The 12,347-nt window shown below is 59.9% G+C and carries 14 protein-coding genes; 5 read left to right on the plus strand and 9 right to left on the minus strand.

All coding sequences use genetic code 11. The annotated features are described in order from the left end of the window. Positions 1 to 26 precede the first annotated feature (26 nt). Entirely contained in the window at positions 27 to 728 is a 702-nt protein-coding gene (locus DSM107133_RS15465; protein WP_028957212.1) for a response regulator transcription factor, read from the minus strand. A 347-nt stretch (positions 729 to 1,075) separates the two neighbouring features. Here DSM107133_RS15465 and DSM107133_RS15470 point away from each other — a divergent pair, with 347 nt between their 5' ends. Further along, positions 1,076 to 2,674, plus strand: coding sequence for a phosphoenolpyruvate carboxykinase (locus tag DSM107133_RS15470; protein ID WP_114294524.1), 1,599 nt, complete (start codon positions 1,076 to 1,078; stop codon positions 2,672 to 2,674). An 80-nt stretch (positions 2,675 to 2,754) separates the two neighbouring features. On the opposite strand, the gene DSM107133_RS15475 is transcribed toward DSM107133_RS15470, so the two are convergent. Together DSM107133_RS15475 and DSM107133_RS15480 are read right to left on the minus strand one after the other, a co-directional pair. After that, positions 2,755 to 3,459: a hypothetical protein gene (locus DSM107133_RS15475; RefSeq protein ID WP_114294525.1), complete on the minus strand. Its 705-nt coding sequence runs from the start codon at positions 3,457 to 3,459 to the stop codon at positions 2,755 to 2,757. A 261-nt stretch (positions 3,460 to 3,720) separates the two neighbouring features. Next, a complete protein-coding gene (locus tag DSM107133_RS15480) occupies positions 3,721 to 4,647 on the minus strand; it encodes a LysR family transcriptional regulator (protein ID WP_114294526.1) in 927 nt (308 codons plus the stop codon). Between the two features lie 114 nt (positions 4,648 to 4,761). Between DSM107133_RS15480 and DSM107133_RS15485 the strand changes: the two genes are divergently transcribed. Then, positions 4,762 to 5,118, plus strand: a complete 357-nt coding sequence (locus tag DSM107133_RS15485) for a helix-turn-helix transcriptional regulator (protein ID WP_114294527.1) — start codon at positions 4,762 to 4,764, stop codon at positions 5,116 to 5,118. 17 nt (positions 5,119 to 5,135) lie between these two features. On the opposite strand, the gene DSM107133_RS15490 is transcribed toward DSM107133_RS15485, so the two are convergent. After that, positions 5,136 to 5,903, minus strand: coding sequence for a sulfite exporter TauE/SafE family protein (locus DSM107133_RS15490; protein ID WP_114294528.1), 768 nt, complete (start codon positions 5,901 to 5,903; stop codon positions 5,136 to 5,138). Positions 5,904 to 6,051: 148 nt separating this feature from the next. Here DSM107133_RS15490 and DSM107133_RS15495 point away from each other — a divergent pair, with 148 nt between their 5' ends. From DSM107133_RS15495 to DSM107133_RS15505, 3 genes are all read left to right on the plus strand, one after another. After that, positions 6,052 to 7,737 carry an acyl-CoA dehydrogenase family protein gene (locus DSM107133_RS15495; RefSeq protein WP_114294570.1) on the plus strand — a complete coding sequence of 562 codons (1,686 nt, stop codon included), beginning with the start codon at positions 6,052 to 6,054 and terminating at the stop codon, positions 7,735 to 7,737. 123 nt (positions 7,738 to 7,860) lie between these two features. Continuing rightward, on the plus strand, positions 7,861 to 8,388 hold the full coding sequence (locus tag DSM107133_RS15500; RefSeq protein ID WP_114294529.1) for a TetR/AcrR family transcriptional regulator: 528 nt from the start codon (positions 7,861 to 7,863) through the stop codon (positions 8,386 to 8,388). Between the two features lie 8 nt (positions 8,389 to 8,396). Further along, positions 8,397 to 8,786: an META domain-containing protein gene (locus DSM107133_RS15505; RefSeq protein ID WP_114294530.1), complete on the plus strand. Its 390-nt coding sequence runs from the start codon at positions 8,397 to 8,399 to the stop codon at positions 8,784 to 8,786. Here the strand turns inward: DSM107133_RS15505 and recO are convergent. Genes recO through lepB form a run of 5 tightly spaced genes read right to left on the minus strand, consistent with a single transcriptional unit; the run spans position 8,770 to position 12,315 of the window. Beyond that, entirely contained in the window at positions 8,770 to 9,495 is a 726-nt protein-coding gene (recO, locus tag DSM107133_RS15510) for a DNA repair protein RecO (RefSeq protein ID WP_114294531.1), read from the minus strand. The two genes, DSM107133_RS15505 and recO, sit on opposite strands and share 17 nt — an antisense overlap. A 2-nt stretch (positions 9,496 to 9,497) precedes the next feature. Then, positions 9,498 to 9,827 (minus strand): DUF1491 family protein, encoded by a 330-nt coding sequence (locus tag DSM107133_RS15515; protein ID WP_114294532.1) that lies wholly within the window; start codon positions 9,825 to 9,827, stop codon positions 9,498 to 9,500. A gap of 51 nt (positions 9,828 to 9,878) precedes the next feature. Continuing rightward, positions 9,879 to 10,787 carry a GTPase Era gene (gene era, locus DSM107133_RS15520; protein ID WP_114294533.1) on the minus strand — a complete coding sequence of 303 codons (909 nt, stop codon included), beginning with the start codon at positions 10,785 to 10,787 and terminating at the stop codon, positions 9,879 to 9,881. Beyond that, positions 10,784 to 11,470, minus strand: a complete 687-nt coding sequence (gene rnc, locus DSM107133_RS15525) for a ribonuclease III (protein ID WP_114294534.1) — start codon at positions 11,468 to 11,470, stop codon at positions 10,784 to 10,786. The genes era and rnc overlap by 4 nt, the downstream gene beginning before the upstream one ends. A gap of 8 nt (positions 11,471 to 11,478) precedes the next feature. Continuing rightward, a complete protein-coding gene (gene lepB / locus DSM107133_RS15530) occupies positions 11,479 to 12,315 on the minus strand; it encodes a signal peptidase I (RefSeq protein ID WP_114294535.1) in 837 nt (278 codons plus the stop codon). Between the last annotated feature and the right edge of the window lie 32 nt (positions 12,316 to 12,347).

The raw sequence follows: 12,347 nt of genomic DNA on the forward strand, positions 1-12,347 counted from the left end.
CTTTCGACCAGAGCCATTTGCCCGCATCACTCTTCGTTGTACCGGTAGCCGATCCCATACAGTGTCTCGATCGCCGAGAAGGAATCGTCTGCTGTCCGCATTTTCTTGCGCAACCGCTTGATGTGGCTGTCGATGGTCCGGTCATCAACATAGACCTGATCGTCATAGGCGACATCCATCAGCTGGTCGCGGGACTTGACGAAACCGGGGCGTTGGGCCAGCGCCTGCAACAGCAGGAATTCGGTGACGGTCAGGGACACATCATTGCCCTTCCAGCTGACCGAATGGCGCAGCGGATCCATGCGCAAGTCACCGCGCTCCATCACTTTGGTATCTTCGGTGTCGCCCACTTCATCCGTGGCAACAGCATCCTGACGGCGCAACAGTGCGCGGATACGTTCGACCAGCAAACGCTGGCTGAACGGCTTCTTGACATAATCGTCGGCGCCCATGCGCAGACCCAGAACTTCGTCAATCTCGTCGTCCTTGGACGTCAGGAAAATCACCGGCATCGACGTTTTCTGGCGCAACCGCTGCAACAGATCCATCCCGTCCATGCGGGGCATCTTGATATCCAGAACCGCCATATCCGGCAGCCCCTTGTTGAAGGCGTCCAATGCCGCCTGTCCGTCATTATACGTCTCGACTTCAAAACCTTCGGCTTCGAGAGTCATTGAAACCGACGTCAGGATGTTCCTGTCATCGTCCACCAATGCGATCTTCGACATTGCCTGTACCCTTTATGCTGCTCAATATTGTTTTTTACTCATACATCCAGATTTTGTTGGGTCGAATCAATCCTTAAGTGCGAATCAGTTGCCCAGTACGCCGCAATTGCGCCACAATTTGATTAGGAATGGCTAAATTGACGCACTTTCCCCCTATGCGGGAAGCGATGAAATAGCATGTAACGGGGCACATCGGCCAAAGATAGCGTTGATGGCGCTAACTGTGCCAAAGCGTCCTGTTCATGTTTGGAAACGTCATGTTATGAGGCGCACAGGCCATGACGGCCACGACGCTGACGCGCCTAACTTAGTACCATCCGCCCGTGGCGGCGACAGGGAGACGACACATGACATCTGGACGGGTCAACCCGAATTTCCGGCTTGAAGATCAAGGCATCGAGGAGCTGGGCAATGTCTATTACAACCTGATCGAGCCTGCGCTGGTCGAAACTGCACTTGCACGCGGCGAAGGCACTCTGGGTAAGGGCGGTTCGTTTCTGGTGACAACCGGCAAGTTCACCGGCCGCTCGCCCAAAGACAAACACGTCGTTAAAACGGCCAGCGTCGCTGACACCATCTGGTGGGAAAACAACGCTGAAATGTCCGAAGCCGGCTTTGACGCGCTTTACGCCGACATGCTTACCCACATGAAAGGCCGCGACTATTTCGTGCAGGACCTGATCGGCGGCGCCGACCCCGCCTATGCCATCAATGTGCGCATGGTGACCGAACTGGCATGGCATGGCCTGTTCATCCGCCACCTGTTGCGTCGCCCCGACCGCGAGGATCTGGACGATTTCACCGCCGATTTCACCATCATCAACTGCCCCTCGTTCCGGGCCGACCCGGCCAAGCATGACTGCAAGTCAGACACCGTCATCGCGCTGAATTTTGACCGCAAGATCATCCTTATCGGCGGCACGGAATACGCAGGCGAGAACAAGAAGTCGGTCTTTACCCTGCTGAACTACATGCTGCCCGCAAAAGGCGTGATGCCGATGCACTGCTCGGCCAACCACGCCACGGGCAACCCCGTCGACACGGCTGTCTTCTTCGGCCTCAGCGGCACCGGCAAGACGACCCTTTCGGCAGATCCGTCGCGCACGCTGATCGGCGATGACGAACACGGCTGGTCCGACCGCGGCACGTTCAACTTCGAAGGCGGCTGCTATGCCAAGACGATCAACCTGAGCGCCGAGGCAGAGCCGGAAATCTACGCCACGACCGAGAAATTCGGCACCGTAATCGAGAACATGGTCTTTGACGAAGAAACCAAGGACCTGGATTTTGCCGACGACAGCCTGACCGCGAACATGCGCTGCGCCTATCCGCTGCACTATATCTCGAACGCGTCGAAAACTGCATTGGGCGGCCACCCCAAGAACATCATCATGCTGACATGCGATGCCTTTGGTGTTCTGCCCCCCATCGCGCGCCTGACACCGGCACAGGCCATGTATCACTTCCTATCGGGCTTTACGTCCAAGGTGGCCGGTACAGAACGCGGCGTGACCGAGCCCGAGCCGACATTCTCGACCTGCTTTGGCGCCCCCTTCATGCCGCGCCGCCCTGAGGTTTACGGCAACCTGCTGCGCGAAAAGATCGCCCAGCATGGCGCAACCTGCTGGCTGGTCAACACCGGCTGGACCGGTGGTGCCTATGGCACAGGCAGCCGGATGCCGATCCGCGCCACCCGCTCGTTGCTGACAGCGGCGCTGGACGGAAGCCTGGGCAGCGCCAAGTTCCGCAAGGATCCCAACTTCGGCTTTGAAGTACCGGTCGCTGTGGACGGCGTGGCCGACATCCTGCTGGACCCGCGCCGCACATGGGACAACCCCGAAAGCTATGACCGTCAGGCCGCCAAGCTGGTGGAAATGTTCGCTTCGAACTTTGCCCAGTACCTGCCGCATATCGACGACGACGTGCGCGCTGCTGCCATCGGCTAAGGCCCGCGCCAGCGTGTCACGAAAGATCCAAGCCCCCGATGCCAGACCGGCACGGGGGCTTTTTCATGTCTCAGGATAACTCAGGCTGCGAGGTCCAGCGGCACATGGATGATGTGCTGGATATCCTCATGCCCCATATAGACCATATTGCCCTCGACCGGCTTGTTCTGGCCCGTAATCTTCCAGCTCAGACAAAACGGATCGACATGCATGTACCCCTCGCGCTCGGCCAGACCGCGCCGTGCAATCGAACGGGGCATGAAGCCAAAAACATAATCGGGCTGCCACTGCAACATGCTGGACAGAAAGGCAAAACGCGCCAGAATGTCAACGATACCGCGACCACGGTAATTGCCTTCGTCCGGGTTGATCCACATTTCACCGTGATAGCAGACCTGGCCGGAAATACGGCGCGCGCCCGGCCCTGATTTATACCACGAATCGTCCAGATCAATCGGCACGCCCGAAGGCGGATAGGCACGGAAATTGCGCTGCATGTAGTCGGCCAGCGTCTGACCTTGCAGGTCGATCAACCGCACCGCCTGCGTTTGCACAATCTTGCCTTGGGGGTTGCGTCCGACAGACCAGAACCCCCTGCCTGCACTTAAATCCGCATGTGCCGGATCAAAGGGCAGACTGACCGGCTGCTTGGGACGGTATTTGGAAATCAATGCTTTGTACTCGTTAAAATCGTCACCAACAGTCAGATACAGCTGGCGCTGTGCCAGCAGTTCTACTGTTTCGGTCAACAAACGCGACCCTTCGAAAACGTCGTGTATGCTCATCAGGATTCTCCCAGTTTGGCGCACGAACGGGCTGTATAACGAGAAACAGTTAAGACGATTATCACGTCCCGGCGAAACAGCCCTGCGCAATGACATACACCAGAATGTGATCATTTGCATGACCGACAACTGAATCCGTCAGCGGTCTCTTGCCATGGTGCAATCGCCAGGGACTGGTCCCTAGGGTCTGGACCCATTAATCTTACGTCGTCAGCGGAAAAATCTGTCAAACTGACAACGTAAGATTAATGGGTCCAGACCCTAAAGGCTCACGTGCATTTCCCACTCAGGGTCCATGGAATTCACAAAAGCCGGTGGCAGATCATCAATCTCCAACGCGTTGGTCCGCTCGATGATATTGACCAGGGCAAAACTGCCGTCCGGGAACCGTGCGCCCAGCAACAGCCGCGAATAACTCAGCGGGATAAGCGGCGTATCAGGTTTGCGTGCAACCGTGGTGTGGATATGGTCGAACCGCAGGGCATGGTTGGCGGCAATCTCGTGGAACGTGTCTTCCATAATCCCCCCGATCAGCGGCCCCCCCGGCAACGCTTCCAGCGTGCGCCCGATGGAACTGCTTTGCCATTCCCAGCCAAACCATGTCGCAAAGGAGGACTCGCGCCCCACGTCCACGCAGACCCATTGCCTTTCATTGGGACGAAAGACCATCGCATAGGGACGTATGGGCTGGAACGAAGGATGTTCGATGTTGCCGCTGGCCTCGGCCCAGCACCGCACGCTATCACGCATAAAGTCGGAGCTTTTTTCCCAAAGATCCGACAATGGCCGCTGTTGCAGGTAAAACCGCCAGTCGTCTTCTCTCTTGGAAATGCGCAACATGCCGTATTCAAAACCGACCTCCGAGGTCAGCCACGCATTCCCCCGCGACAAGAGCGTCTGCGCTTCGGGCAGGGCGCTGGCCCCACGTTCGGTCAGTTCGTAGCGGCGGTCCCTGATTCGAAACAGCGTGAATCCCTTGGCCTCTTCAAGGAAAGTGATATGCCTGCGCACCGTTTGTCGGGTGCTTCCCAGCTCTTCAACAGCCCGTGACAGGTTTAAATGCCGCGCCAACGTTGTAAAAGACCGCAGCATTTCAAACAGAAGCGGGTTGTGGTCCTGGGTCAAATTCGTAGGCCTGCGTGTGATTTGAGGTCCCCCCGTCACTCGCGAATACCCACATTGGTACATAAATCATCCAGTGATGCAATATAGATATACCCCAAATGTAAAAATCTAGGCACTTGATTACGGGGGCTAATTCCACGATCACTGACCCCATTACAACCGGAGGTACAATGACAGATGTCTCATCCCGTAGATATTCATGTTGGTCGTAAGCTTAAGCAGGCCCGCACGTTGCGGCGTATGTCGCAAACAGATGTTGCGCGTCACCTGAAACTTTCATTTCAGCAAATTCAAAAATACGAAATTGGCTCCAACCGCATCGCTGCAAGCCGCCTGTACGACTTGTCGCGTATCCTTGAGGTGCCCACTTCCTACTTCTTTGAAGGCTTGCAAGACCTTGCAGCCCCCACCGCCCGCGATCCCGGACTGGATATCGTAAGCGCCGTGGCTTCGATCGACGACGAGCAGATCAAATCCCGCATCGTCACCTTTATCGAAGATGTCTCGGGCCGCACTGTTTCCAAGACGGCCTGATCGCTAGGGTCCAGACCCTAACCCGCAAAAGCGCGACGCAGCAAATTCAACCCTGCCACCAGCAGAACGAACAGCGTCGCGCGGCGGAACATCACCTGATCAATCCGGTCCATGACCTGCCTGCCGCAGACCATGCCAAGCAAAGCAGGCAAAAGCATTGCCGCACTCAGCGGCCAGGTTGCGCTGTTCAGCACGCCCGATCCGATATGCGCCCCCAGCAGCGACACCGCACCCAGACCATAGATCACGCCCTGCGCGCGCATCTGTTCATGTTTCTGCGTGCCAAGTGCTGTCAGATACATCACGGTCGGCGGTCCCCAGATCCCCGAGATTCCGCCCAGAAATCCCGCCACCACACCAATCACCACTTCGAATCTGGCGCTTTGAGCGTTCATCGTCAGGGTCCACCCGACAATCTGCATCAGGGCAAAGGCCGTTACCGGCACGCCGATGATCACCAGCATCACCTGCATGGGCAGCACACTGACCAATTGGGCACTCAGGAACAGCACCACCGCCCCCACTGCCAGATAAATCCTGAACTTGGCAATCGACTGCCATGCCGCACGCGGCCCCTGTCGCAGCGCCTGCACACCGTTTGTGGCCAGCGTTGGCAGGATCAGCATGGCCAAGGCGAGATCAGGCGCCAGAAAGGACGACAGCCCCGATACAAAGATCATCGGCATGGCAAAGCCGACCACACCTTTGACAAAGCCCGCGAGCAGCGCGATTCCCAGGGCAAGAGACAGTTGGGCGGGTGTCAGAACAGACAGAAAAATATCCATGACGCAGCTATATCACCCCCGCAGCTTGCTGCATCTGCAAAAACACTGCGTAACTTTCGATCAAATTGACGCACATATACGCAAATAAGTTGCGCTGCACCTGCGAAGGCCCTATCTCATCCCGCAAGCAAACAAGGGGATGAAAGACATGGCGCATGATGGACAAGACATGACTTCGGCCACTCCGGTGATACTGAACGATCTTTTGACAGCAACCGCAGAGGCCATCGCACCGGTTGATGCGATTCTGGACACCGCCAAGGACAAGCTGCGCAACCTGCTGAGCGAAAACGGCCGTGTGTCGGCCACGCTGGTCGAGCAGAACCAGACCGCTGCACACGGGCTGGCCTGGTTGGCCACCTATGCGCAGGCGCTGCACGAGATGCACAAATGGGCCACGGCGCTGAACGAAAGCGGCCAGTTCGGTGAAGTCGAAAAGCTGATCCTGCAAATCGGTGTTGGCGAATATCTTGCACAGATCCAGGGCGGCATCCCGATGAACCAGGGCGAGGTCGTGCGCGCGCATGATCTGGGCCTGACCTCGGCCGATATGGCCGGACTGTCCGTCCCTGCCACGGAAAAACTGATTCTGACGGGCAACACCCAGGCCGCGCGCATCCGTCTGGTTGCCTTGATGCAGGAACGCAACGCCGAGATTACGGTGGGCGCCACCGGTCTGGACGACGAGCTGGAAATGATCCGCGAACAATTCCGCCGCTATGCGCTGGAAAAGGTCGAACCCTTTGCCCATGACTGGCACCTGAACGACCAGCTGATCCCGATGGAGGTGATTAACGAGCTGGCCGACATGGGAGTCTTTGGCCTGACCATTCCCGAAGAACACGGTGGCCTTGGCCTGTCCAAAGCGTCGATGTGCGTCGTCTCCGAAGAACTGTCGCGCGGCTATATCGGCGTCGGTTCACTGGGCACCCGTTCCGAAATCGCCGCCGAGCTGATCATCGCGGGCGGCACCGACGCGCAAAAAGCCAAATGGCTGCCCGCCATCGCCTCGGGCGAGACGCTGCCGACGGCGGTTTTCACCGAACCCAACACAGGATCGGACCTTGGTGCCCTGCGCACGCGTGCCGTCAAGGACGGCGACGACTACAAGATCACCGGCAACAAGACATGGATCACCCATGCGGCCCGCACACATGTGATGACGCTGCTGGCGCGGACCGACCCGAACACGACCGACTACAAGGGCCTGTCGATGTTCCTGGCCGAGAAAACGCCCGGTGACGACGCCAATCCCTTCCCCACCGAGGGCATGACCGGCGGCGAGATCGAAGTGCTGGGCTATCGCGGCATGAAGGAATACGAACTGGCCTTTGACGGCTTCCACGTCAAAGGCGAGAACCTGCTGGGCGGCGAAGAAGGCAAAGGCTTCAAGCAGCTGATGGAGACATTCGAATCGGCCCGCATCCAGACTGCTGCCCGCGCCATTGGTGTGGCCCAGTCGGCACTGGATATCGCGATGCAATATGCCCAGGACCGCAAACAGTTCGGCAAATCGCTGATCGAATTCCCCCGTGTGGCCAACAAGCTGGCGATGATGGCGGTCGAGATCATGATCGCGCGCCAGCTGACCTATTTCAGTGCCTTCGAAAAGGATCAGGGGCGGCGCTGCGATGTCGAGGCCGGCATGGCCAAGCTGTTGGGCGCGCGGGTGGCCTGGGCGGCGGCCGACAACGGCCTGCAAATCCACGGCGGCAACGGCTTTGCCCTGGAATACAAGATCAGCCGCGTGCTGTGCGATGCGCGAATCCTCAACATTTTCGAGGGTGCCGGCGAAATTCAGGCACAGGTCATCGCCCGCCGTTTGCTGGGCTAATCCCGCGCGGGCAGCCCGTTTCGCAGGCACAGTGCCCAAATCTGTCGCAGGCTCTCGCGCTTATGCTGCACTTGCAGCATATGTCGCTTGTGAGGGGGCCTGCGACGCTCTACACCGGAAGGTATGAAACACACCCGTCTCAACCGCGAGAAATGGATCAGCGCTGGCATCCTTGCCCTGCGCAGCGACGGTCCACCCGCGCTGCGGGCTGAACCGCTGGCCCGTCGCATGGGCACCACCAAGGGCTCGTTCTACTGGCATTTCACCGACGTCCCCGCCTTTCACGCGGCGCTGCTGGATCATTGGAAAACCCGGGCTTTTGCCGATGTGGTCGCACAGCTGGAATCCGATGGCGGCGCGGCTGACCGCCTTCAGGATTTCGGCAAACACGTTCTGGACGACACCACCGCCCCCGCCATCCGCTCGTGGGCGCAGGAACACAAGGACGCTGCCGACGCGCTGGCGCAGGTCGATGCCGAGCGTCTGACCTACATGGCGACGCTGTTGACGCAGCTGGGCCTCAAGAACCCTGATTTCGCCCGCGCCGCCTATGGGGCGCTGATCGGCATGCCGATGTTGCCCAAATCCAAACGGCACGATTCCGCCAATGCCTATACGGCGTTGATCGACCTTGTGCTGGCATTGCGCTAATCAGCGCCATGCGCATTGCCCTGATCTTCGCCCTGACCTTCGCCGTGTCCTGCAAAGCAGATGAAACCGCGCGCGCCTATGGCGCCGGTGACAGCACCTGGTCCCTTGTTGAAATCGACGGCCAGCCATTCGCGGCGACAGCCACGCTGCGCTTTCCCGAAACCGGCAAGATTGATGGACAGGGGCCCTGTAACGGCTTCTCCGGCACGATGTCGGTTCCCTACCCGTGGTTCAAGACCGGCCCCCTGCGCGCCACCCGCCGCGCCTGCCCGGCCCTTGCCGACGAAACCCGCTATTTCACCGCGCTGCAAGACATGACCCTGATCGAAGTGCTGGGCGATGTGATGATTCTGAAGAATGAAAAAGGCCGCGAAATGATGTTCAGAGCCGCCGACTGAACGCCTCGACAAACCGCGCCCGCGCCACGGGCAAGGCGCGGTGGCCCTGACCTGCGGCCAGATGCGCTTGCAGAAAATGCCCCGTGGTCTGCAACCCCTGCACAATCTCGCCGTCCGGCGCATCACCGCGCCCGCGCAGCACATCGGGCAAGGGTAACAACCGGTCCGCCCACTCCCCTGCTCCCTGTTCCGACACCGCCCGCCCCGACCTGGGCGAGACATACCGCAGCCCCTCGGTCCCCCCCGTGACCGCACAGGCCGACAGGTCCAGCCCGTACCCCATCTCTTCGAGCAGCGCCAATTCCCAGCGCAGATAGGCCAGCGGCCAGATATCAGTCTGCCCCATCAGGTCCAGCAAGGCCTCGGTCCGACGGTACAGCGGCGCGTGCACCTCGCGCTCGGGCAGGCAAAAGCACAGCAATGCCGTCACCGCGTTCAACCCCGCCAGCGACAGCCTGTCGCCCATCGCCTGCGCGGCGCGGCTGCGCACCGGCTCGACGGTGAAACTGCCAATATGATCTTCCAGCCGCGCACGCCACGCCACGTCAAGCTGTGCGCCCGGTTGCAGGATCGGTGCAATCTTGCGGCTGGTCCCACCGCGCACCACACCCGCATGACGGCCACGATCCTCGGTGAACACTTCGACAATCACAGATGTCTCGCCATGTTTGCGCGCGGCCAGCAAGATGCCTGTTCCCCGCCACTCCATGCTCAGGCCAGCCCGTCGTGATCCAGCAGATGTCGCCCCGCGCGGTCCTCGACCTCGACCACCCACAGGTCGGGATCGAACCCGCGCTGGCGTGCCACCGCGGCGTCCACGTCCGCCTCAGCCCCCTTGGCCAACTCGGCCCAGACCCGCGCGTCACTTTCCAGATCAAAACTGCGGTGAAACACCACCGCCTGCCCGTCCAGCGTGTTCAGCTTGACCAGCACCGCGCCGCCCGTGTCATCGCCATGGGCGACCACAAAAGCGGCAATGTCAAACAGCCGCAACCGCGTCAGATAGGCATCAACCCAGAACCGCGCCGTCAGACGGCTCATGGCTTCATCTTGCCAGATAAACTCCCCCCGGAGGGTCGTTCGGCCAAAGGTTCAAACGTTGCCATCTTTGAAATCCAGCCCCATCTGCGAATAACGCTCGGCCTCTTCCTGCCACTTCTCGCGCACCTTGACTTGCAGGAACAAATGCACACGGCGGCCCAGGAATTCTTCCAGCTCGGCGCGGCTGGCCTTGCTGACCGATTTGATCGTCTCGCCCTTGTTGCCAAGGACAATGCCCTTGTGACCGTCGCGGCTGACGTACACCACCTGGTCGATCCGCGCGGTTCCATCCTTGCGCTCTTCCCAGTTCTCGGTCTCGACCGTCAACTGATAGGGCAGCTCCTGATGCAGCCGCAGCGTCAGCTTTTCGCGGGTCATCTCGGCGGCGATCATACGCATCGGCAGATCGGCAATCTGGTCTTCGGGGTACAGCCACGGCCCCGCGGGCAGTTGCGCCCCCAGCCATGTACGCAACGCATCCACGCCAAAGCCTTTCTCAGCCGAAATCATGAAGGTTTCGACAAAGCCGTAGCGTTCGTTCAGATCCTTGGTCAGCCCCAACAGAACCTGCGATTCCACGCGGTCGATCTTGTTGATCGCCAGCGCCACCTTGCGGCCTTCGCCAACGGTCGCCAGCCCCTCCAGAATGCGCTCCACGCCCTCGCTCACGCCACGGTGCGCCTCGACCATCAGAACCACCACATCGGCGTCCGCAGCCCCGCCCCAGGCGGCGGCAACCATCGCACGGTCCAGCCGGCGGCGCGGCTGGAACAGGCCGGGAGTGTCGACAAAGACGATCTGTGCGTCACCCTCGATGGCGACACCGCGAATGCGCGCGCGGGTGGTCTGGACCTTGTGGGTGACGATCGACACCTTGGCCCCGACCATCCGGTTCAACAGGGTGGATTTGCCGGCGTTCGGCTCTCCGATCAGGGCGACGAAACCGGCGCGGGTGTTCATTGGGTCTTCTCCATTTGCGCCAGCAATGCGGCGGCGGCGGCCTGTTCGGCCAGACGTTTCGATTTGGCGGTGGCCTGCGCGCTGGCCCCTGTGGTCAGCTTCGCGGCAATTGTGAAAACGGGCGCATGATCCGGCCCCTCGCGGTGAACTTCGACATAGCGGGGTGGTTGCAGCCCCTGGGCCTGCGCCCATTCCTGCATCGCGGTCTTGGCGTCACGCGCATCTGCGTCAACCTCGTGAATGCGCTTGCCCCACAGCCGGATAACCAGCGCCTGCGCCACGTCAAAGCCTGCGTCCAGATAGACGGCAGCAATCACCGCCTCCATCGCATCGCCCAGCAGCGCCTCCTTGCGACGGCCGCCTGACAGCATTTCCGACCGGCCCAGCCGCAGCACAGCGCCCACGTCGATCTCGCGGGCCACATCGGCGCAGGTTTCCTTGCGCACCAGTGCGTTGAACCGCGGTGCCAGCTTGCCCTCGGCCGCATCGGTATCGGCCTCAAGCAAGGCCTGCGCCATCGCCAGCCCCAGCACCCGGTCGCCCAGAAACTCCAGCCGCTGGTTGTCGCCCCGTGTCGGCGACGACATCGACGCGTGTGTCACAGCCTCGGTCAGCAGCGTGGGATCGGCGAACTCGTGTCCGATACGGTGTTGAAAGTCTCTGAGCTCGCTCGAAATCTTCATCAAATCGCCTAGTAGATACCCTTGAGGAACCGGTCGCTGCGCCATGTCCAGAAGAACAGCATCGAACGGCCCGCAGACGAGAACATGATCCGGTCTGCCCGGCCAATCAGGTTTTCATAAGGCACGAAACCGACGCCACCGGCCAGTTGCGAAAACCGGCTGTCCGACGAGTTGTCGCGGTTGTCGCCCATGAAAAAGTAATGCCCTTCCGGCACCTGATAGATATTGGTGTTGTCCGATCCCTGATTGGCCATGTTCAGCACAGTATAGCTGACACCATTGGGCATCGTCTCGGTAAAACGCGACTTGGTGCAGGTGCCACCCTCGCCGACGGGCCCGTTTTCACAACGCGGCACCAGCCCTTGCGGCCCCTGCCGCTCCATCGGCTCCGAGAATGTACCGGCAGGCTCCTGCGGCAAGGGTTCGCCGTTCAGGATCACAATGCCGTTTTTCACCTGCACCGTATCACCCGGCAGTCCGATCAGCCGTTTGATGTAATCGCGCCCCGACACCGGATGGCGAAACACCACCACATCGCCATGTTCGGGCGTGCCGCCGAACAGGCGCGTGTTGTCGCCGCCAAAGACACCGCAAATATCCTCGGCGTCCACGTCGATGCCAATGCTGGGAATGACAATACTGGGGCAAGAGGCATAGGAATAGCCATAGACCATCTTGTTCACAAACAGGAAATCACCGATCAGCAACGTCTCTTTCATCGACCCGGAGGGAATCCAGAACGGCTGAAAGAACAGCGTGCGGAACACGCCTGCAATCAGCAGTGCATAGACGATTGTCTTGATCGTTTCGACGAATCCGTTACCGGATTTTTCCTTGGCAGCCATGGGACGCTCCTGCTTGGGTCAGGATGCTACAT

Source organism: Pseudosulfitobacter sp. DSM 107133 (assembly GCF_022788695.1).
Lineage (GTDB): Bacteria > Pseudomonadota > Alphaproteobacteria > Rhodobacterales > Rhodobacteraceae > Pseudosulfitobacter.